General features: G+C 34.6%; 27 protein-coding genes and 1 tRNA gene. 19 read left to right on the top strand and 9 right to left on the bottom strand.

Annotated features, from left to right (window positions below):
• The first annotated feature begins 76 nt into the window (after positions 1–76).
• A complete protein-coding gene (locus QP953_RS13805) occupies positions 77–1,720 on the top strand; it encodes an aspartate:alanine exchanger family transporter (RefSeq protein WP_081909624.1) in 1,644 nt (547 codons plus the stop codon).
• A 43-nt stretch (positions 1,721–1,763) separates the two neighbouring features.
• On the opposite strand, the gene QP953_RS13810 is transcribed toward QP953_RS13805, so the two are convergent.
• The 7 genes from QP953_RS13810 to QP953_RS13840 all read right to left on the bottom strand — a co-directional run bounded on the left by QP953_RS13810 (position 1,764) and on the right by QP953_RS13840 (position 8,323).
• On the bottom strand, positions 1,764–2,711 hold the full coding sequence (locus QP953_RS13810; RefSeq protein WP_309555477.1) for a C45 family autoproteolytic acyltransferase/hydolase: 948 nt from the start codon (positions 2,709–2,711) through the stop codon (positions 1,764–1,766).
• Between the two features lie 137 nt (positions 2,712–2,848).
• Positions 2,849–3,841: a DUF6438 domain-containing protein gene (locus QP953_RS13815; protein WP_052598983.1), complete on the bottom strand. Its 993-nt coding sequence runs from the start codon at positions 3,839–3,841 to the stop codon at positions 2,849–2,851.
• 40 nt (positions 3,842–3,881) lie between these two features.
• A complete protein-coding gene (gene dcd / locus QP953_RS13820; protein WP_052598982.1) occupies positions 3,882–4,418 on the bottom strand; it encodes a dCTP deaminase in 537 nt (178 codons plus the stop codon).
• A 405-nt stretch (positions 4,419–4,823) separates the two neighbouring features.
• Positions 4,824–5,504: a hypothetical protein gene (locus QP953_RS13825; RefSeq protein WP_052598981.1), complete on the bottom strand. Its 681-nt coding sequence runs from the start codon at positions 5,502–5,504 to the stop codon at positions 4,824–4,826.
• Positions 5,505–5,506: 2 nt separating this feature from the next.
• The gene (locus tag QP953_RS13830) at positions 5,507–6,625 is read right to left on the bottom strand and encodes a hypothetical protein (protein WP_052598980.1); all 1,119 of its coding nucleotides are present in this window, start codon (positions 6,623–6,625) and stop codon (positions 5,507–5,509) included.
• A 991-nt stretch (positions 6,626–7,616) separates the two neighbouring features.
• Positions 7,617–7,904 carry a hypothetical protein gene (locus QP953_RS13835; protein ID WP_309555478.1) on the bottom strand — a complete coding sequence of 96 codons (288 nt, stop codon included), beginning with the start codon at positions 7,902–7,904 and terminating at the stop codon, positions 7,617–7,619.
• Between the two features lie 5 nt (positions 7,905–7,909).
• Positions 7,910–8,323: a hypothetical protein gene (locus tag QP953_RS13840; RefSeq protein WP_309555480.1), complete on the bottom strand. Its 414-nt coding sequence runs from the start codon at positions 8,321–8,323 to the stop codon at positions 7,910–7,912.
• Between the two features lie 90 nt (positions 8,324–8,413).
• Between QP953_RS13840 and QP953_RS13845 the strand changes: the two genes are divergently transcribed.
• The 9 genes from QP953_RS13845 (at position 8,414) to QP953_RS13885 (ending at position 15,021) form a co-directional block, all read left to right on the top strand.
• Positions 8,414–8,695 (top strand): hypothetical protein, encoded by a 282-nt coding sequence (locus QP953_RS13845; RefSeq protein WP_309555483.1) that lies wholly within the window; start codon positions 8,414–8,416, stop codon positions 8,693–8,695.
• 108 nt (positions 8,696–8,803) lie between these two features.
• Positions 8,804–8,877, top strand: a tRNA-Met gene (locus QP953_RS13850).
• A 91-nt stretch (positions 8,878–8,968) separates the two neighbouring features.
• A complete protein-coding gene (locus tag QP953_RS13855; RefSeq protein WP_309555485.1) occupies positions 8,969–11,314 on the top strand; it encodes a VapE domain-containing protein in 2,346 nt (781 codons plus the stop codon).
• A gap of 1 nt (position 11,315) precedes the next feature.
• Positions 11,316–11,588: a hypothetical protein gene (locus QP953_RS13860; RefSeq protein WP_309555486.1), complete on the top strand. Its 273-nt coding sequence runs from the start codon at positions 11,316–11,318 to the stop codon at positions 11,586–11,588.
• Positions 11,575–12,048, top strand: coding sequence for a hypothetical protein (locus QP953_RS13865; protein WP_309555487.1), 474 nt, complete (start codon positions 11,575–11,577; stop codon positions 12,046–12,048). Before QP953_RS13860 ends, QP953_RS13865 begins: the two co-directional genes overlap by 14 nt.
• Positions 12,049–12,124: 76 nt before the next feature.
• Entirely contained in the window at positions 12,125–13,357 is a 1,233-nt protein-coding gene (locus QP953_RS13870; RefSeq protein WP_309555488.1) for a hypothetical protein, read from the top strand.
• Between the two features lies 1 nt (position 13,358).
• The gene (locus tag QP953_RS13875; RefSeq protein WP_309555489.1) at positions 13,359–13,580 is read left to right on the top strand and encodes a hypothetical protein; all 222 of its coding nucleotides are present in this window, start codon (positions 13,359–13,361) and stop codon (positions 13,578–13,580) included.
• A 30-nt stretch (positions 13,581–13,610) separates the two neighbouring features.
• On the top strand, positions 13,611–14,459 hold the full coding sequence (locus QP953_RS13880) for a hypothetical protein (RefSeq protein ID WP_309555490.1): 849 nt from the start codon (positions 13,611–13,613) through the stop codon (positions 14,457–14,459).
• A gap of 10 nt (positions 14,460–14,469) precedes the next feature.
• Positions 14,470–15,021 (top strand): hypothetical protein, encoded by a 552-nt coding sequence (locus QP953_RS13885; RefSeq protein ID WP_309555492.1) that lies wholly within the window; start codon positions 14,470–14,472, stop codon positions 15,019–15,021.
• Positions 15,022–15,071: 50 nt separating this feature from the next.
• Here the strand turns inward: QP953_RS13885 and QP953_RS13890 are convergent, their stop codons facing one another.
• Together QP953_RS13890 and QP953_RS13895 are read right to left on the bottom strand one after the other, a co-directional pair.
• The gene (locus QP953_RS13890; RefSeq protein WP_309555494.1) at positions 15,072–15,713 is read right to left on the bottom strand and encodes a hypothetical protein; all 642 of its coding nucleotides are present in this window, start codon (positions 15,711–15,713) and stop codon (positions 15,072–15,074) included.
• The gene (locus QP953_RS13895; RefSeq protein WP_309555495.1) at positions 15,661–16,011 is read right to left on the bottom strand and encodes a hypothetical protein; all 351 of its coding nucleotides are present in this window, start codon (positions 16,009–16,011) and stop codon (positions 15,661–15,663) included. The genes QP953_RS13890 and QP953_RS13895 overlap by 53 nt, the downstream gene beginning before the upstream one ends.
• A gap of 122 nt (positions 16,012–16,133) precedes the next feature.
• Here QP953_RS13895 and QP953_RS13900 point away from each other — a divergent pair, with 122 nt between their 5' ends.
• The 9 genes from QP953_RS13900 (at position 16,134) to QP953_RS13940 (ending at position 21,405) form a co-directional block, all read left to right on the top strand.
• Positions 16,134–16,799, top strand: a complete 666-nt coding sequence (locus tag QP953_RS13900) for a hypothetical protein (protein WP_309555496.1) — start codon at positions 16,134–16,136, stop codon at positions 16,797–16,799.
• On the top strand, positions 16,783–17,385 hold the full coding sequence (locus QP953_RS13905) for a hypothetical protein (RefSeq protein ID WP_309555497.1): 603 nt from the start codon (positions 16,783–16,785) through the stop codon (positions 17,383–17,385). The genes QP953_RS13900 and QP953_RS13905 overlap by 17 nt, the downstream gene beginning before the upstream one ends.
• Positions 17,386–17,387: 2 nt before the next feature.
• Positions 17,388–17,984 (top strand): hypothetical protein, encoded by a 597-nt coding sequence (locus tag QP953_RS13910; protein ID WP_309555499.1) that lies wholly within the window; start codon positions 17,388–17,390, stop codon positions 17,982–17,984.
• Between the two features lie 287 nt (positions 17,985–18,271).
• Positions 18,272–18,937, top strand: a complete 666-nt coding sequence (locus QP953_RS13915; RefSeq protein WP_309555500.1) for a site-specific DNA-methyltransferase — start codon at positions 18,272–18,274, stop codon at positions 18,935–18,937.
• 125 nt (positions 18,938–19,062) lie between these two features.
• Entirely contained in the window at positions 19,063–19,257 is a 195-nt protein-coding gene (locus QP953_RS13920; protein ID WP_309555501.1) for a hypothetical protein, read from the top strand.
• 206 nt (positions 19,258–19,463) lie between these two features.
• Positions 19,464–20,072 carry a hypothetical protein gene (locus QP953_RS13925; protein WP_309555502.1) on the top strand — a complete coding sequence of 203 codons (609 nt, stop codon included), beginning with the start codon at positions 19,464–19,466 and terminating at the stop codon, positions 20,070–20,072.
• A 54-nt stretch (positions 20,073–20,126) separates the two neighbouring features.
• The gene (locus QP953_RS13930; protein WP_309555503.1) at positions 20,127–20,489 is read left to right on the top strand and encodes a hypothetical protein; all 363 of its coding nucleotides are present in this window, start codon (positions 20,127–20,129) and stop codon (positions 20,487–20,489) included.
• 7 nt (positions 20,490–20,496) lie between these two features.
• Positions 20,497–20,823 carry a hypothetical protein gene (locus QP953_RS13935; protein WP_309555504.1) on the top strand — a complete coding sequence of 109 codons (327 nt, stop codon included), beginning with the start codon at positions 20,497–20,499 and terminating at the stop codon, positions 20,821–20,823.
• Between the two features lie 120 nt (positions 20,824–20,943).
• Positions 20,944–21,405 carry a hypothetical protein gene (locus tag QP953_RS13940; RefSeq protein WP_309555506.1) on the top strand — a complete coding sequence of 154 codons (462 nt, stop codon included), beginning with the start codon at positions 20,944–20,946 and terminating at the stop codon, positions 21,403–21,405.
• The last annotated feature ends 4 nt before the right edge of the window (positions 21,406–21,409 follow it).

Below are 21,409 nucleotides of genomic sequence, written 5' to 3' on the forward strand. Positions count from 1 at the left end.
TTTTTAGTTTTTAACTTGTTTTGCTTCGTGAGCTCGCAAGCTTAGTTAGCTGCTACTGTGTAGTTCAAGCGAACTAATGATACGATTAACAATGATTCAAATCCTCGCAGAATATCCCTTGTTGTTGCTTTTTGTTGTTGCTTCTTTAGGGTATTTAATTGGTAATATATCCATCAAAGGAAATTCTTTAGGCGTTGCTGCCATTTTGTTTACAGGATTGTTTTTTGGTGCTATAGATGCTCAATTACAAATTCCAGAAATTGTTTTATTGCTTGGGTTGTCGATTTATGTCTATTCTATAGGCTTGAGTTCGGGACCAGCTTTTTTTGAATCTTATCGCAAAAATGGCATTCGAGATTTTCTGTTTATTATATCCATGCTCATTTTATCGGGATGTATAGCAGCTACCTTATGGTATTTATTTGGCTTTTCTGCTGCTACGATTACAGGAGCGTATGCAGGAAGTACCACCAATACAGCTGCTTTAGCAGGAGTAATTGATTATATGAGCAATACTTTTCCGAAGGAGCAAGCTGCAGAATTAACGCAAGAGCTGGTCGTAGGCTACTCTTTTTCTTATCCAATGGGCGTTTTAGGAGGTATTATTGCCATTATTGTTATGGAAAAAGTATTTCGGATTAATTATGAAAAAGAAAAACTAAACTTGCAGGATCATTATCCTTTGGAACAAGAACTGAAGCGCATATCTATAGAAGTAAGTGAGGTGGAGGCAACGCATATCAAACTTAGAGAGTTGTTAAAAAAACATCAATGGAAAGTTGCCTTTTGTCGGATTATACGAGATGAAAAGATGGACTTAATTAGCCGAGATACCCATTTTTTGTTGGGAGATATTTTGACTGTAGTTGGGAATCAAGAAGAGTTGACTAGGTTGAAACAAGTCTTAGGAAAAGAAACCGACTCTCTTATGGTTTACGATCGTTCTAATTTTGATACCACTAGAATTTTTGTATCAAATCCAGAAGTGGCTGGACGTTCTATTGCATCCCTAAATTTAGAGGAAAAATATTATGCTAAAATCACACGAATTAGAAGGGGAGATGTTGATATGCTGGCAAATGGGGATACGATTTTAGAGTTGGGAGATCGAATTCGATTTGTTGCACAAAGGGACGATATTAAAAAATTGTCTAAACTTTTTGGGGACTCTTATCAAGCATCTAGTAAAGTAAATCTATTTTCTTTTGGACTAGGAATTGGTTTGGGATTAATTTTAGGAACTATTGAATTAAACCTAGGATCAAGCTTTAGCTTTAAGCTAGGCTATGCGGGAGGTCCTTTAATTGTAGGACTAATTTTAGGAGCCTTGCGAAGAACGGGACCAATTGTCTGGTCGCTGCCATATTCTGCCAATGTTACTTTAGAACAGATAGGATTGATTTTGTTATTGACTGCCATTGGGGTTCGTTCTGGCAATTCTTTTATTGATAGCTTTTCTATGGAAGGCATTTATGTGTTTGGAGCAAGTGCTGTTATCAGCCTACTGACAGCATTATCTATTTTATTTGTAGGTTATAAAATTATAAAATTACCATTTAGTTTTCTGATGGGCATGGTATCCAATCAGCCTGCTATTCTGGATTTTGCAGCCTCAAGAACAAAAAATAGAATTCCTGTATTTGGTTATGCCATGATGTTTCCGTTAGCATTGATTATGAAGATTGTTATTGCACAAGTCTTGTTCTTAGTGTTGCATTAGAATTAATGGGATTTAATTGTAATTGCCCTAGTTGCCTTGTATTTTAAGGAACTTTAATTTCAAGGAGTCCTTGCTGGGGATTAAAAACCATTTGTTGCACTGTGATTTGCATTTTAACAGCTTTGTCATTTAAGATGGAAAAGCAATCAATTGGATTGGAAGGAAGTTCTCGCTCTAGCAACAACTGTGTGCGATTATACCGACCACATGACGTGTCTTTGAGAGCACTTTGGTTATTGCTTTTGTAGTTGATTTTTTTATAATCATTGGTAACAATAATAAAACCATTGGCAGCTTGTCTAGTTTTACTTGATTGAGGTGTTCGTTCAATAACGAGCATTTGCCCAGCAGTTGTTCCAGATAGTAGTAATAAACAATCGCAAACAATAGTGGTTTGTTCAAGCATGTTTTGCGCTTGTTGAAAGTGATAATCTCCTTCAAGAACTTCTCTAAGTAAGAAGCTAACAGGCTTTGCCATCATAGGAGGTTCATCGCTCACGATTGCATTTAAGGTAATTGAAAATCGGTGAGGTTTAATGCCTGAAAGAACACCAACGAAACCAACCCAACCAATGGATTGAAAAACAGTCTGACCACCTTTGGTAAACGTAAAAATTTTGGTGTATTTCTTTAAAACGTCATTTTCTGTCCACCAATCTAGATTACGGGCATGCCATATGCTACCGTCTTTTTCAAAAGCAAAGGCAGTACAAGCAAAAGCAAACTTGACAATGTCGTAATATAAATTAGCAATCAGTATTTGATCGGCAGTATAATCACAATAATTGGCAATGCACTCAATCTCTTCGAGATAACTCGAGGGAATAAATAATGCTTTGTAGTTATCTAAGACGCTTTCTATAAGTGCTACATAATCTGCTAAATCTACCCAATAACAAGCGATAGTTTCGTTGATTTCTGTACGATAGTTAGCTGCAAAATGCCACCTTTCTTTGGGAGGAAGGTCCAAATTTATTTCTATAGATTCCATGGGATAGATTTGTAGAAGTGTTTAAAATGTTACTTAGGGGATGTAAATAAGGATTTATGGAATGGGGGGTATGACTATGATTAGCAATAACTAAGATTGGAAACAGACATCTTTACAAAAAAGTTCCTCCCTTTAGCCTACTTTTCGGTCTTGCTTTGCAATTCATTGCCGTAATCTTCAACAATTTTAGCAAAGCGATGGTAAAGCTCTTTGTGTTTGTCAGGGAGAATTAAAAAGCGAAAACCAGTTTCTAGTTCTACCCAGATCGTGTCACGAGGGTGTCTTTGGTAAGAATAGTTGGTTGCTTCTGAGAATAAGTGCTCATATTCTACCACCAATTTATTGAGGCTTTCCCAGCCATCTTGATACGCATCACTAAAGTACTCTTCCCCTAAAATGGTATAGAGCAAGCCTTGATTTAGAATAAAAGAAACTTTGTAGTTAAGCCCTCTTTTAATAGAGAATTGTACAACATTTTGATCCCAATAAAGCCAAAGCTTTTGAGTGCCTAAGATAATATCTAACTTTCGTTCCAAAAAACCTAAGTCTATAGGATAGTTGGCAGCATGATCGTAAGTAATTTTTTTGTGAAACCCATTTTTGAGATAAATTTCAATGACAACACCCGAAATATTATCAATAGAACTTTTAAAAGAAGGCTCCTTGATATCGAAAAAGCCTGATTTTTTGATAATGTTATTAAGGTTATGAATACGTTTCCTATAAATTTTCCACTGAAAAAAGCCAATTAGCCGAACCGCTTCTTTTCCATGAAAAAGGACATTGCCCAAGGCATCTACCGAAATACTATAAGAAGGACTACCCCAAGCTGGAATTCGCCCAAATTTAATAATATGAAATTCCGTTTGTCGAGTAGCATACAACTCTAGTGCTTCTTGTTGTTGGCTATTATTTTGTATCGCTAAGCTAAGTTCCTGATCTAGTTGAGCTTGTTTTTTTAGGAGTTCTGCTTTTTCTATTTTTAGCAATGAGTTGAGGTCTTGCAACTCGTTGCGTTCCTCTTCCAAGCGTTGCAACTTTTCTTGAATGCGTGCACTTTTTCGAATGACAATTCCAAAAATTATCAAAAAAGGAAGAAAAGTACCAACAATAACAAGAAAAGTGGTCATGGACGCATATTAATTAAGAATAAAGCAAAAGGAGTTCCTATTAGAACTTGTTCTTCCACATCATGGACTCCACAGGGCGGATGGTACGTTCGTTGTATTTTGCGTTTTGCTTTTTGTTATAATACGTTTTTATGTCGCCATGTACCATAAAATAAATTAATTGCCCAATAGGCATACCTTTGTATACACGAACAGGGTGAGTACATGAAATCTCTAATGTCCAAGTGTTGCAAAAACCAACATCACCTTTTCCAGCAGTGGCATGAATATCAATCCCCAGACGTCCAACACTAGATTTTCCTTCTAAAAAAGGAACAGAATTATGTGTTTCTGTGTATTCTTCGGTAACCCCCAAGTAAAGCATTCCTGATTGAAGGACAAAACCTTCGTCTGGAATTTCAAAAGATTCAATTTCATTATGCTTTTTGGCATCTAGAACACGATTTTTGTACGTGGCTAGATATTTTCCCAAGTGTACATCATAAGAATTAGTACCTAAGCAATTTGGGTCAAAAGGTTCGATTACAATTTCTTTATTTTCAATTGCTTTTAGTATTTCCTTATCTGATAATATCATGATTGTTTATTATAGTAATGTGTAAGTTTAGTACTGCATAGATTTTTCGCTTTGCTGTTGCAAAAACAAAAAAGTATCTTTGTATTGGTGTTGATTATAAATGTTTTATGTTTTGGGCGTTTAAAAGGATTTTGATGGTAATCAACTTGAAATACCACCGAGTAGTAGTGTAGTTTAACGGATACGATTTTGTCACAAAGTATTGTAAGTTGACAAAGCGTTCCATTAGACGAGGCAAATTTAAGAACTCTCAACAGCTATGCAAAAAAAAGCCAAAAGGAATTAAAATAATTAATTCCTTGCCGACTAAAGAAGCCGTAGATATACTAAACTACAAGTATTTTTCTGCTGAAAAATCTTGATTGTATCCTTACTTTTTCTACGATTTGCAGAAAGAGACTCAGCCTAAAAACTACCAAATACAACGCTAGCGCCCACATAAGGACCTGAAAACATGGCAGGACTTTTGAGCAGATTGCCATTGCGTGTTTCCCCATTTATAATTGCAAAATGATATCCTCCTTTGGCTCCAAGTTTAAGAAATCCACCAATTTTTACTTGTAAGTTTATTTCCAAGGAGCTATTGAGTCCAAACATAGTATACAAATCATCTTCAAAAATGACCCCTATAGAATTATTAGGGTCTTCGATGGCAGTAAGTTCACTGAAAGATACCGTGTTAAGACCTAACATTCCATTAAATGTAATTTGAAAAGGTTTGTCAGGCATCACATTAAAACCAACATTAACACCTGTTTCGATATTACTAGCACTACTAGAAATTGCAAAATCATTTCGAGAAAAGGGATGATTGTTTTTGCCAAACAAACTATCGGGATTTGATTCAAATAAATCGTACTTATAAGGTTTGTTAAGAGCTCTCAGGTATACTCCAAATTGGAAGTTGTCGTTAACAACAATACCACCACCAGCACCAAGATAGACATCTCCAGATAATTCAGAACCGACATACAAAATTTCAGTATGTCCATAACCACTCACACCATTTTTTTGCGCGAAAATGCTAGAAGTACTTATGAAAAAAAGCAAGAGCAGCATTAGAGAATTGGATAGAATGATTTTCATATTTAATCGAAATTTAAATGTTTAGTAATGTTTTTGATGCTTTCGGCCTCAGGAGCCTCAGAGCTTTTGTTTCTACCACGCCAATACAAGGATGTTTTGCTTTGCCCATGCTTGATTTTAGCATCAGAAAACTGAATTAAACTAGGATTCGTATCTAGCATAGCATAGCCACTTTTTCGTTTTGCAAATTCAGCTTTAAAGGGAGCTACAGAAAAATTTTCCATTCCATTGTTCCATGCAATAACTTTCATATTGACATGGCTGCGCATTTGTCCATTTTCTTCGTTGTAATCTAGAGGAGTGATGTAATTATCCAACTGCAAGAGCCAATGTTCCTCATTTAATACAATCCCCAATCCTTTGATGCCGACACAAGCAGTAGGATATTCATCTTTTTGCCCTTGAATAGTGAGTTCTTTGCTAACGTCTTCTACCTCTACAGCAATATCCCAAGCATAATTTCTAGTAGTATATGAATTTCTAATTTCTCCTGCATCTTCTTCAAAACCAATAACCAGCAAATGTAGCGTAAGTTCATAGGCTGTTTGATCTTTAAAAAGCTCGCATTCAAGTGTTCTACAGTTGGTAACCAAATTAAAATTAGCTGTTAGATAAATTTGTTTTGTTTCCTTTATGTACAGGGGGTCTTCTACCAAAAAATGGAGGAGTTGAAGTTGGTCTGCTTTGGTCATTGATTTTACTTCAAAACCATTGACAAGTACATCATAATGCGATTTGCCTTGCATCCATTTATCTAAATCCAAATAAATGTTTTCCGTTTTTGTTAATAAGTCTCCTTCATGTCCATTAACCAATATTTTGATCTCAGTTTCTTTAAAAAAAACATTTGGTGATTCTACATAAGTATAATGGGTTGTCGCAAAGGTACTATCAGAGCCCAAGCCTGTTGCGCTATAATGTACACAGTATCCACTATCTTGTTGCATCGAAACTAGGCTGCCAATTCTATTAATTCGATGGTTGTAGGTCCATTGATGCTCAAAGCCTCGCCATATTAAAGCTTTATTATAGGGCTTTATACTTTGACCTTGTAGGGTGTTCATACAAATAATAGACAGGAGCGTAAAAAGAAAGCTATTAAAAATGTGTTTTAAATTCATAAATTTTAAAGACTTAAATGAAAAAGGATTGAAGAATTGGTCGACTAAATTTCCGAAAAATAGGGCAGAGTAGAAAGTAATAAATAAAAGTTTAACGCTAACTTATTTTTTTGTGACGGATAGGATCTGGCTCTTTTTAAGATAAAAGACACGATTGATAGGTATTTTTTAGTAGAATAAGTTGCTGAATTGGTTAATACCTTTTTTGGGGGAACTTTCTCGTTTGATAACAGCATAACTGACAGGAGATAATACGCTTAGACTAGGGGAGCGAATGTGTGTCTGGAATATATGGCATCCCACTTTTTTATACTCAGTAAACATGATGATTTTATTGTTGTTAAAGTAAAAACTAAATTAGAATTTATTGAAATGTTTTAAACTCAATTCGTATTAGCAACAATCAGTAAAATGTATTGATAAGAATAATCATGTAGGTTAAAACCAATGTGTTTGTTTTAGTAATCGTCCAGAAAGATAAAATATAGCCTTATTTTTTAGCATCTACTTTAAGGTGCAGTTATTTATTGTAACTGTTTTAGGGAGGATTTTGTTCATAAAGGATAGTAGAAATAATTGAAAAAGAAAAATTCTTTTAGGGAGGGGTGTAAGTCGTTTATTCTTGAATAGAATAAGAAAGCTAAAAAGATAGACGATGCTAGAAAATAGACTGGGAAATAAAAAGAAAAACCGCAAATAATTCGAGTGAATTACTTACGGTTTTATCGTGCGGAAGTTGAGGGAAAGCAACATTTGCACAATAGACCGTCGAATGATATTCTTCCTGTTATTTAATTTTTTTCGAAACTCCCATTCCCTAAAGTTTAAGAAAAAGTTCAAGTTTGTGTTTAAGCCCTTTTCTTGGGAGTGTATATGGTGTTTTTTTATACTTTAATAAAAAAAACAGTATGGTTAGTCTGTCAGTTGCTTGTAAAGCGTTGATTTTCTTTGTGTTTGTAGCGTCGGACTAGAAAACGAAAGTTGTCTGCCCTTAGTCTGACGTGCTCGACAACTCTTTTAATTGTTGTTTTAAATAGCTTATTTGCGCCTCTTTTTCTACTTGCTGCAGCATTGAAACCCCTTCTCCTGTATAAATCCAATTCAAATTGACCCCCCAATATTTAGACAAAGCAGCGGCTAAATATCCATTAGGCCAGTCAGAATTTTTTAGATTAATACTTAATGTATTTTGTTTCAAACGTGGCTCTTTTTCTAAAATATCACGCTGCTTAATGCCTAGCTTTTGTATGATTGTTCGAACTCGATCATTAGCCGTCATAAGCTCTATTTTTGATTTTCTAGCAAACTATTTATCTTTTTTAGATAGATAATTTCTTTTTCAGCTGTTTCTAACTTTTCTTTTAAGTCTTGATTTTCTATTGAAAAATTGACTTGCTCCATTTCTCCTTCTCCCAGCATCAGCCAGTATGGATTTATTTCTTTGTGTTTTCCTATAATCGCTTTTAATAATTTATAAGATGGATCGCCCTCCCTTTTTAGCGTACTAAAAAAGCTAGGAGGCTTTATTCCCATTGCTTGGCAAAATTTAGCCATTACACCATCGTATTTATCATTGACGACTTTAATAATCCTTTTTAGTACTTCTTTGTCAATTTTATCAAATTCCATAAAAAAGTTATGAAAAAATTTGCATTTGCAAATTTTCAGGTTTATATTTGAGAATAATAAAATTTGCATTTGCAAATATTGAATATTGCAATACTGTTTAATAGTATTTGCTTATGCTAATTTTAGAGCAAGAATTATGCTAATATAATAATTAGTTTTATGAAAAACGGAAAACAGAAAGTAGAAAAAGGTGTTTTAGAAAAGTTTCTTTCACATCGAATGACAGCTGCTGAGTTTAGCACTTTAGAAAGTAAGGTTTTTGGCACTCCTAATCGCCAAAAATTTGTTTTCAAGAATCCAACAAAAGCAAAGTTAGAAGAGATTGAAAAGTTAGCTAAGGTAATGGATATAGAACCAAAAGAATTAGTACAAAGAACTAAAGCAGGTTTTGAGAAATTGACCGCCAAAGAGCTGTTACAGATTGGATTTGAGTTCTCTTAAAAAGATATAGTTTTCGTAAAGAGGTGTTTTATCTGAGGTTTGAAATTTGGGGTTCTTACATTTTTGGGGGCAGCTTTATACATGGTTTGCTGCCCCCTACTTAAAAAAAGCAGCGTAGAGCAGCTGGTTAGCTCGAGTGTTTCATAGGCACTAGGTCACAGGTTCGAGTCCTGTCGCTGCAACAAGTTTAAAGAAATGGATTTTTAACGTACCCTTGGTGCGTTTTTTTACAGGGATAGTGGGGGCTGTCCCTGTTTTTTAAAAATTTATTAGATGCGCTGTACAGAATACAAAAATACATTTGGAGAGAAAGTAGGCGAGATTGACATAAAGTTATTTTGTGATAATATACGAGACGGTTATTGGTTTAATAAGTATATCTTTCCTTTAAGAAAAATATTTCAACAATCGAAAGAAAAATATACTAAAGCCAAAACCAAACTTCCTTGTATTACACCGTCTGCAGTATTAAGACAATCTTATAATAAAAAAACAAAACGCCCTTGCCCTCCTAAAATGGAGGATCTATTAGAATATAATCGTTTGGTAATTGTTGATTTTGATAATTTGACGGATTATGACTTGGTTACAATTCCCGATTTAATTAAAGAGTGCAAATATACCTATGTTTGTTTTTTATCTCCTAGTGGACGTGGGTACAAGGTGTTTGTAAAGGTTGGAGGTGATAGAGCCGACCACAAAAAAGCCTTTAAGGCGGTTAATGACTTTTATCAAAAATTGACAGGCGTAAGACCAGATCCTTCTGGCAATAATATAAACAGGTTATGTTATGTAAGTTATGATCCTGATTGTGTTTACAATCAAGATGCAAAGGCGTTTGAATTTCAAACAGATTTATTTGCCGTAACAACACCAAAAGAAAAAGAAAATGTACAGCCGAGCAGCGAAGTAGAATCATTCCCCTCGTCCCACTCCCTTAATAGTGATTCTCTCGCTGCTACTTTTTCTAATTTGTTGAATAAGCTGGAACGAGATGGGCATAGCTATGTAGAAGGAAGAAAACACGATTATCTAAAATGGTTTTGTATTGAAGCTTTTAAATACGGTATTAAAGAAGATGAATGTACGGATTTCTTTTTAAATAATTTTGATGCTCCTGCTAAGGATATTAGTAGTATGGTAGAATGGACTTATACCAAATACTACCCTCATGAAAAAGGAATCTATAAGGAGTACAATTCTAAAAAGGCATTAAAAAAGCCTAAAGAAAAGCCGACATATAAGGCAAAGTTGTTTCGAGAATACACGGATTTAGTAGAAACACATACTAGCGGTTTTACTAAAGAACAAGTAGAGTTATTTAAAGAGGATTACTGGGGATTTGTAGAGTATTTAGAAGAAGGATTAGGGATTGCAGATAAGAAAATTCGAGATAAAATAGTTAACGTATTTTATTTAGAAGAAGCTCTTAAAGAGGATTTTGTTTTTCGGCTTAATTTGATGAATGGTCAATTTGAATACAAAGCAATAAAATCAAAAAAGTATTCTGTTTTGGATGATGCCTGTTATAATTCTCTTTTTAAGCACTTGATGTATAAAAAAGGGGTTTATAGTACGCCAGCTCAAATAAAAAAGAGCGTAGAAAGTGAATTTTCACCAAAAGAACATCCTTTAAGACGCATTTTTATAGAATGGGCTGCTAAGTTAGAAGATGATAAAACGGACTATATCAATCAAGTTGCAAGCCTTGTTAAAACAGATGCTCCAAAAGGTTTTTTTAATACGGTTTTTAAAAAATGGATTGTAGGAAGTGTTGCCAATGTCTTTGTTGACAACTTTTGTACAAATCGTTACTGCCCTATTCTAGTAGGTGGTCAGAACACAGGAAAAACGAAGTTCTTTAAAAGCTTGTGGCCTTCTGAATACCCAGAGTATTTCTATTCTGGTGAAATTGATTTAAAGTCAAAAAATAGCGATAGCGTTTTAAGGCTTGTAGATACTTTTATTATTGTTATTGATGAACAGTTGGCAATGATGGAGAACCAAAGAGAATGGGAATCTCTTAAAGGTCTAATTACACAAGATCGTGTCAAAAAGCGTCGTGTGTGGGGCAAAAGTGATACGATGGCTCCAAGGATTGCTAATTTTTGCGGTTCTGTTAATCCACAAGAAATTTTGCAAGATCCTAGCGGGAATACACGCTTCTTGACTTTTAAAGTGTCAGAGCATATTGATTTAAATGCTTTTGCGGACATTGATATAACTAAGTTTTGGGCGCAAGCCTATTATCTGCACAAAGCTTCTCAAAAAGGCGATTTTGATTATTTATTGACTCCCAATGAATGGAAGATAATGACACAATATCAAGAAAAATTCAAAAAATATGATGTTGAACATCAATTAATTTTGGATATGTACGAAATCGGAAACGCTGAAAATTATGACGAATTTTTAACTACTACAGAAATTTATAGAGCCTTTTCAGAAGCTTATCCAAGGTTGAATTTAAATCCTAACAAAATTGGAGCAGCTCTTAAATTTTTGGGTTTTAGTAGAAGTCGTAAAAAGCGAAATGACGGCAAACGTGCTGAGGGATGGTTTTTAAAGGTAATTAAGATAAAAGAACAAACAAGTATTGAAGAATTAAAATCGGCTTAAAATGGATTTTACAGTATTAGAATGGGTATTGGCAGCAATTGTTTTAGCTCAAAACATTGCTATTCTAATCCTATTTAGATGGCATAATGAATTGCTATCTGGAATAATTGCGCTGCAAGGTCGGCAATTAATTAATAGTCGCTTATTAGAGTCTGTAAAATGGTGGTTTGGAAGCCAAGACAATGACTTTATGCAGCATATCGAAGAAACAGAGCGAAAAGCAAAACAATATTATTCAAATTATTTAAAACAAGGAAAAAATGAAAGCAGGTGATTTTGTAACGGTAGCGTTTACCCCTATCGAACGTGCGAGTATTGAAAAATTGAGCCCTAAAAACGAAGCTTTACTAAAAGAAATTGAAGCTGCTAAGTTAGTTGAAAAAGGACAAGTTTACTCGACTATTTCAGTTGTTGTAATTGAGAACGGAAAAAAGGTCGTTAAGTTAATTACACTTTTGAATAAACTATTGCCAACTATTATCGAACCAGCAAGCGAATTTTGGGAAGATTTGGTGGCTTTATTTGCAGTGCTTCCAGAGGAGATTGAATCGAATGGTAAACGGTATGTTTTATGGACGCAACCAGTTAAAGGAAGTGCTTCAGATACGGTGGCTTATGTATGGTTTGAAAGAAACCAGGCTAAATATGATATTCTTTGTCAAACAACAGGACATACAATGTTTAAAGCCAAAAGAAATATGTACAACTTTTTGCAAGATAAAAATTATGTATAAAAAAACTGCTCCTACCCGGCCAGGTAAGAGCAGTTCAAAATATTAGAAATATTTTCTTAAATCAGACTTTAAAGATATGGAAAACTTAGCAAAGAGTCAACGCATTGACTCTAAAAATCAAAGAGACATCAACAGAGCACACGCTGCATTTTGCGAAGTACCTTTTTGTCAAGAATATAGAGGCTTGAAAAGAATGGGAAATATGATCTCCATTATTGCGAGTGCTTTTAGTTGGAATACCCAAGTATTTGGAATTGGATTTTTAGCTTTTTTGTGGCTGTCTAGTTTCTTAGATACAAAGGTAGCCATTTTTATGGCTGGAGCATTGGGTGTCCTTGGTGCAACAGTGCTGGAAATTTCAAAACGAATAATTGCCAGATTGTTCTTTAAAAATTATTACAACGAAAGTCAAGATACATCTATAAAATTGGGTAGTAGTATTGGATTGGTAGTGGCTTTGTCTGTTGGATTGAGTTTCTATGCTTCTTTATTCATTCCTAACATGGTTGTAGAGGCCCCTCCTTTAGCTAGTATAAATGAAATTCAAACGCCTTTTGACGCAGATATAAAAGAGCTGCAGCAAGAAAGGGATAAGTATCGGAAAAATAGAGAATATAGAGGCAAATTACGCTCAGAAGAGGCTGCCGTAGTATTGGAATTTAATCAAAAAATCCAAACGCTTAAAAATGAAAAAAAAGCAGCTGTAAAAATGGCTAAAGCTGATAACAAACAGTTGGTTAATACTTGGGTAACTGAAAATAATGATGTTGGTTTGTCAATTGGATGGTTTATGATTTTGTTAGAGTTGCTTTGTGTTGGAGGAATTGCTTTTAATTGGTATTGTGAAAATCAAACTCGTTTTGATGGATCCCCTGCTCCTGAACCCTCAACCCCTCTTAATAAAGGGAAGCGAAAGGGCTTGAACACTACTTTAACAAAAAAAGAAACGACAACTCGACAGAAATCGACAGAAGAACCGACAGAAGCAGAGCATGCAGGGGACAATAGTCAGACAACAACACCAATTGCTGTAATAGATTTGAATGTTTTTAAACAGAAAAAGCGAATTATTTCATTAGATGATATAGATTTTATTGACAATGACGATGTGGATACGATAAAGCGGTTGAAAGATGCAATTGCAAAAAATTATAAAAGGTCTTTTACTTCAAAAACACAGGAAACTAAGGCGAATAATTATAATAAGGCAATGGAACGTTGTGTGTTGTTACAAGAAAAATATGGAATTGAATCTCATTTTGATCCAGAGAATGAAAAGGTAACTTTTAAAAATTTAGAAACAGCGTAATATGTCTAATGTACTATTGTTTGTGTGCTTCTTTTTTTTGACAATGTATGTTTTTTGTTTTGGGGTGGCTCTGCTTTATGCTTATTGGTTTAGTAGCTGGGTTGGTGGCGGGGTAGCGGTTTTGTTTGGTGCTTGTACGGCACTTTATCTTAGAATTATATTAAAAGACTTGCGTCCTAAATTGTTCTCCTTGGTTGTTTTTGAGGATGTTCTAGATGATTAAATTTGATGGAAGTAGTTAAAAAAATAATGTATGCAAATAGTGACTAGTATTAGTGGTGGTAAAACATCTGCTTATATAGCTGCCAATTATAAAAGTGATGCCTTAGTATTTGCGTTGGTCAGAACAGAGGACAAGCAATGCAGATTTAAGGATAGAGCTTTAGCTCGAAAAGTAGAACGCCGAATAGATAAGGAATTTAACGGAACCTTAGAAGATGATACAATCATACACACGATGTTTGATTTGGAGCAGCATTTAGGTGAAAAAATACATTGGGTAAGTGGCTTAACTTTTGAAAAAGTATTAGAGACCAAAGGCGGTTGGTTACCATCTATACATCGCCGTTACTGTACAACGTGGTTGAAGATAGACCCAATTTTTCATTGGTGGCATGAGTACTTTAATGCCAAACCTGTAAAAATGAATATTGGCTATAGATGCACCGAAGTTTCAAGAGCCAAAACAATGATTGAAAGTCTTAATGAAGATAATTTAAGTGTGTATAAAGCAACGTTTGAAAGGCACACCAAAGGAAGGCATAAAGGACTAAATAAATGGATAAATATTGCATGGAGAATGCCTCAATTTCCATTAATAGAAGATGGGATAGACAAGGTGGATATTGAAAATTTTTGGAAAGATAAATTGATTCGATTTGCCGAGTTAAACAATTGTGTGGGCTGCTTTCATCGTCCAGCCGCTCTGTTGAAACAACAGAGCATAGAACAGCCAAATAAATTTCAATGGTTCGCCAACCAAGAAGGAAAGGGCAAAGGTACTTGGAAAAAGAACATTTCATATAACTATATTTCAAAACTAAATTTCACACAAAATCTATTTGAAGCTGAAGGGTGTAATAGTGGCTTTTGTGGAATGTAAATTTTAAAAAATGGAGTACAATCAATTAGCAAAAGCAATTCATCAAGACCAAATTAACGCAGGTTGGTACGATGATTATCGAAGTGATAATACACTAATATTATTAATCAAATCAGAACTATTTGAAGCGTTTGAAGCGTATCGAAAGGAGTCCAAAATAAAAGCACTAGGGCAGAAATATTTAGGATTACTTTTGTATATGAGCCAAGAAGATGAAGCTCTTTTTATAGAGCGTTTTAAGAATAATGTAAAGGATTCTTTTGCGGATGAATTAGCTGATACAGTAATTCGCTTGCTAGATTTTGCAGGGTATAAAAAAATGAATCTTTGGGCGAAAAACGAACGCCCTATTCTTTTTGATAGCCTATTACCTTACTTAATAGCTTTAGATTTACAATTAACAAAGTTTTACAGTGAGTTCTCAAAGGATTCTATCTCTTCTATAATTTTTGATATTGAAAATTTAGCAAATCTATACAAAATCGACTTAGAGGCACATATAAAATTAAAATTAGCTTATAACAAAACAAGGGGCAAACGGCACGGAAATAAAGCCGTATAGATTCTCTATCATAAGAAAAAGCACTCCATTTTTGGGAGTGCTTTTTTAGTTTAAGCATTTTCTAACTGTGCTCGATAAATTTTTAAAACACCACGTCCAGTAGGAGAGGACGGTTTCACATTGGCAAGTGTATCATCTCGAAGGATTTTAAATTGCCCTCCATCTAAGTCAAAAACTCGGTATTTACTTTTGCCTTTTTGGATCAACTCAAATTTAGAAGCATCGCTAACAGCTGGCTGCTCGGTTTGGCTCATAGCGATACTAAACAAAGTGCTAATGTTGACATAAAGCAAAGGATCATTTGGCTCTTGGCTTTTTAATAATATTTGGTGACCGTTATAAGGCTTGGTAAAATCAAAATTATCAATTTGAATATAACTTTCTTCCTCTATGAAAAAATAGATTTGGATTGTTAGGTTCGTAATATCCAAACCAGGGGGCAACGGTTGATTGTATTCATTGTTGGCAAAAATGGAGTTAGAAGAATAACGAGCCAACGCCTTTTTTCCATTAGGATCTTCTTTTAAAGTAGCACCGTGTCGTATACCATAAAATACAATTTCAAGCATAGAAGAACATGAAACAGTGGATTGTTTTTGCATGGTAAAGAATAGCCAATTATTTGCAATTCGTATGGCTCTATTGCTTGTCAGCTTCTTCGCTGCCCTTAGTGTTGGTATGGTCGGATTCATTGTTGCATATTGAATTAGTAATAAAAAAAGTAGTAGAAGGGTGGTCGGCTAAAGTCGCTATATGGTCGCATTTTTTGCCCTTGTTAGGTTTCCAGTTGTCTTTGCTATGAAAGATCAATTTAGTAAGCCTTTCGGCTTCTTCAAGCGGTAATTTTGAACGAGACATACATAGAACCTTATAGACCGCTTTTTTATCTCCAAATAGAGTAGCTAAAAAATTAGGTGTTTCGGTTACTTTAAAAACATATCGTTTTTGAGAACCTTTGTTTTCTTTTAATTGAATACTAATGTTTGGCATAATATCATATTTTTGATTAAAAATACTTATTTTAAAGCTTAAAAGCAACCAAAAATGTTTTAAAAAATCAATAATTTGATTTTATTGAAACAAAAGCGTAAATTTATAATCAAAAATAAAAGGTGTATAGTATAGAATTACAACAAAACGTTTTTGCCTGTGTACAGGAAGTAACCACGCAAGGAGAAGAGGCATATATTGCGTTGGTAGTTGCAGCTGTTGCTGCTCGTGCAGAAGAGTATCATCAACAAGGGGAGGGGCTAAAACAATTAACTTCAAGAGTTCGCTATACACTCAAAAGATTGGTTCAATTTGGGTACCTAAGCGAGCACCAAGGAATGAAGTGCCAAAATGGAATACCAATGCTTTATTATAAATCTACTAATAAATATGTTATGGAAAATCAAGGAAAAAATTCAAAGTTTCAAGAAATAGCTATGAATCAAATGCTATTAGTATTAGGAGGTCCCAAAGGTATTTCTAATAAGTTATTTGGAATGTTGGTGCCGAATCAAAAGAAGATAGCCGAATTTGCAACAAAAAGAAAGCAAAACCTAATAGAAGAAGGCTTACTAGATGAATCTATAGAGGTGTTGGTTTCCTTTAATATTATGGCTGTTGGGGACAAAATACGAGTTATGGAGTTGGCAGTATCTAAAGATAAAAAATCGGAGGATCCTAAAGCTTTGAAAATGGAAATTCTAAAAAATTATAGTTTAGAACAATTTCATAAAATGATTAATGAATTAATTGACGCAGAAACTCAAAAGAATGTCAAATCTAAATAACGATGATACCATCGAAACAACAGAAAAGACTCCGACAGTAGAGGAAGGTAAAGAACTTTCTTTAACTGATATGTTGGCAGGGAACGACGATTCTAAGTCTTATGATGAACAACGAGGCAGCAAGGCAAGGGAAGTGATCCAAAGCGACGAAGAAGAAGAGCAGGACGAAGAACAAGAAGATGTTCCTTCTGTTGATGCTTCTACAATTAGCGATGAAGATCGAGCAGCGGCACGGCTTTTCTTTTTTTGGTATGATGATACAACAGCTAAATTATTTAGCCTAAATGTATATGGGAATTGGGATAACTCAAACCAATTTAGAACCTATAAAAATTTGCATACTCCAGAGTATAAAGATTTGATTGATAGTGCCGCCATTGTGTATAAGAAATGGAAATTCCGTTGGGGACCTGAGGTGGTTATTGCGGTATCCTTAGCCACTAACTTAGGCATGAAATGGCAGTTAGCCCAAAAGCTAAAAAAAGACTTAAAAGGGGGGATGGCATCTCCTGATAATATCAGAAACATTAACAAAGGGGCAAAGCAAAATAGGAAAGGGCAAGCTGCTCAAAAAGGACTACTTTAATTATGGAAACAGCTCAAACAATGCTACACGCTTATGTGGCTACAACTGGCACAGGGAAAACAACGGAGACAAAAGCCCACGCAAAACGTTTGGGAGGAAAAACGTTAGTAATTATAGATAATGCCACGGTACAAGGTTGGGATGATATTAAAGCCATTGCACCAACTAAAAAAGCATTGGGCTTTAAAAAAGGTGTTCGAAAAATTTACTTTGATGATTACGGAGCGGAGGAGGTTTGGGGGAACATTCACAGGCATTTCAGAAATGGAAATATTATAATGGATGATGCTGCCATGTATGTAGAGCCGAATTGGAACCACAACGCAGCATTAAAAAAGGTGGTTATTCAGCATAGACATATTAGCGTTGATATTTTTATTATTGTACATCAATTTAATGATTTACCGCCTAAAATGTGGGGGTATATCAAATATCTATTTATTGGAAAATTAACTTCGATACCTAAAAAATCAGATATCAAAGTAGCCAACCCACGTGCCTTAATTGAGACTGCTATTAAAATGAACAGAGCAATAGCTGCAGCAGAAACAAGGGGAGAAGATGTTTTTAGAAAATTCTACTGTTATAAAAACTTTTAAAAATGAGAAACTTCACAAGGAGAAAGAAACTAAGTAAGGAGGCAAAGGTATTCTTATGTATAGTTTTTTTTGAGTTTACTATATGGTGTGCTGCTCTGGGGTATGATCAATATAATAAGACGCAATTTAACAATGATCTAAAGGCAGAATTACAACTAATAAAGGAACTGCTAGAAGAACAAAATAAGGCTAGAATTAACAGCCCAAAATAGCCTTTTTGCTCTGCTCAAACTAGACATTCAACTTGTTCAAAGTTAATTATTAATTCATGTTTTTAAACAATACTTATGAACAAGCAAATTTCCATTATCAACAAAAATTGTATTGATGGACTAAAGAAACTTGAAAGCAATTCTATTAATGCCGTTGTAACCGACCCGCCTTATTTTTGTGGTATGACGCACAATGGCAATAAAGGCATATATAGCGACTTGAATTTAATGGAGCCATTTTTTAAAATTGTTTTTGAGGAATTTAAAAGGGTACTAAAACCCGATGGAGAGGTATATGTATTTTGTGATTGGCGTACATATCCTTTTTTTTATCCAATATTGGAGCAAATCTTTACGGTTAGAAATCGGATTACTTGGGACAAAAAAAGTGGTCCTGGTTGTTATTATTCGTTTTGTCACGAAGATATTATTTTTTGTACGAATCCTAGCCCTGCCTTCAATAAGCACAAAAGAGGGCTTAATATTTGGCGGTTCCCAGCTTTTTCTTCAGGAGCAAAAAAGACAAACGGAGAAAAAATTCATCCCACACAGAAACCGCTTGAATTAATAGAGCATCTTGTTTTATCATCCACACAAGAAGGAGAGACCGTCTTAGATTGCTTTGTAGGTAGTGGAACAACAGCAGTAGCTTGCAAAAAGCTAAAACGGCAATTTGTTGGTTTTGAAATTCAGTCAAAGTATTACCAAATGGCACTAAAACGACTTAAAGAAGTTAAATAAAACAAAAAGTTTCATTTTGTACTTTTTGAAACAAAAAGTTTTATAATTTTATAAATCTTATTATATTTGTTTTAAGGCACACACAGATACCTATAATTCTGAATCCCTTATTTATTTTTATAGAAATGGCAGATAAACAAAGCAAGGAGGTAAAACTAGCATTACAATACCTAAAGGAAAACCGTGAGGAATCTTTAGATGTGATAGGAGATGCAACTATTGAATACCTTTCAAGACAAAAACTAGAGAATGAAACACAACAAAATAAGATTAGCATGATCTTTAAATGTCTTAAAGATGTCATCTTATTTAATAAATAGTACCTCAAAAGAGGAGAGGGCTTGAACTAGACTTAAACTTTTAAGGCATCCAAATACTGGATGCCTTTTTTTGTTGTTAATGCTTGATAATTATAAAAATACGTTTAAAAAAATCGAAGATTACGAAAAAATCCAAACTATTGCATGAGGGGAAGCAATGCCGTTACTTTGTTAAGTAGAATGTTAGAAAATTTAAATTGTAACGTATGTTTAATCGAAGATACAACCGCATGATTGCTGTTTCTCCGCAACAAATGCAACGCTTAGCGAACTACCAGAATACAATGGTAACAACAACAGATGTGGCAGCTTATCGCAAAGAAGTACAAGCCAAAAAGCCAGATGTTACTCGTGATTTGTATGTAGAAATTGAAGTTAAAAATACTTCATCTACGCAAGAATTGCCATTTGTTTTGTTTGATGCTATTGGAGCTTATGCTGATCAACAGAATTATGTTCAATCAGGGAATATAAGCATCGTGGGAGTTTCTAAATCTTATAACTTGCTAATGAGAAAGCTCCTAACAGGTAAGTTTATTATCAAGGATTTGCACCTTGAAACATTAGCAGGAAAAGAAGGGCAATTTTCTAGAGCTATCTCTATTTGGGACGATTCTTTGGAAGTGGATACCGTTTCTATTATCAAAACAATCTATCCATCTAAAGGAAGAAATTCAATGCAAGAAAATTTAAACCTAACAGAGTTGAAAGGAATCAACAAAACGTTAGACGCTGGATCTTCTTTGACCTCTACCATCCTTCCTGGTAATACCTATACACTTCGCTTCTTCCTAACAGAAGTAAAATTGTCTTAACAGGCAATTCACAAGAAAAGGAAATTAATTTTTTGGCTTAATGTAGTGTAGAAAATGACTGAACAAGAATGGAATCAAGCGTGGGATATTTATGACAGCTGTATTGATGCTGGTGGTGTTCCTGCTCATTGTGAAGGAGCTGCTCAGGCTAGTTTTCCCGATTTTTCAACTACTAGCCAAGGGGGAGGCTCTGCTATTGGTCAATACTTTGGAAATCCAGGCAATTGGGCTGGCTTTGCTTCTGGTATTACGGATGTAGTAGGAGATATTATAGGAATAGCCAACGGTCGACCGAATTACAGCGGTGATTATATGTACCATCAACAACAGCAACAAAGTAAAATGTTATGGTGGGTCATTGGTGGAGTAGCTGCCGTATTCCTTATTATTTTATTGATTATCGTATTAAAAAAATAGAAATAAGATGGAGTGGTTTTCTAAAAACTGGTGGGTCGTGTTAATTTTGGGTTTAGCAGCTGTCGGGCTGTGGTGGTATTTCAGCAAAGAAGAAGAACCAATTGTAACTGCGCCTTCTGGACCTTGTGCAGGGCATGAAGGAATAATTAAAGAACAAATTGACTTTATTAATAATGATGCAGATTGGAAAGCCAATGCAGAAAAGCAAATTAATGAAGCTGGTCATCCTTGCGAAAAGAAAGGTCTTACAAAAGAGCAGTGTATTCGCTTAAATGCAATTCATTACTTAAAAAGTATTGGAAAGATACCAGCCTCTTGTTCTTTGTATATGTAATTAACTCGTAACTGTTATGCAATTTAATTTAGTAACCATATTAGTATTGGTTTTGCTGTTGTTCCTTTTGTTTAGAGGGTTCTCAATGGGCAAAGCTTTTGGCTGGGAATAATTTGAATTATGAAGCTGGATAAATGGACTGTTATTTTAATCGTTGCCTTAGTACTAATTGCTGTACTGGTTTGGTTAGGAATAGAAAACAAATGGTTTTCCCCTAAAACTGCTTTGTCACTCAAACAAGGGGATGGAGATGTAATAACAGACGATAACGGAAAAGCTTCTGCAGAATATACTCGAATCGCTCAAAATGCACACGATCAAATCTATCCTACAAACTGGAATATCTTTAACCCTGTGAGTAATGCCGCTTGGGAGGATGTTATTTTGGATTTATACAAATTGAATGACAATGAATTAAGAATTGTGGTCAATGAGTATTCTAGGTTATTTAATGACAGTTCTCTAAGAAGTTTGATCAATAACGAAATGACAGGATGTTGGTCAAAGAGTTATTACACTCCAACAGACTCTTGTTATCAATATTACGACGTTAAAGAACGTCTAAACAAAATCAACGCTTAATAAT

The organism is Aureispira sp. CCB-E (assembly GCF_031326345.1).
Taxonomy (GTDB): domain Bacteria; phylum Bacteroidota; class Bacteroidia; order Chitinophagales; family Saprospiraceae; genus Aureispira.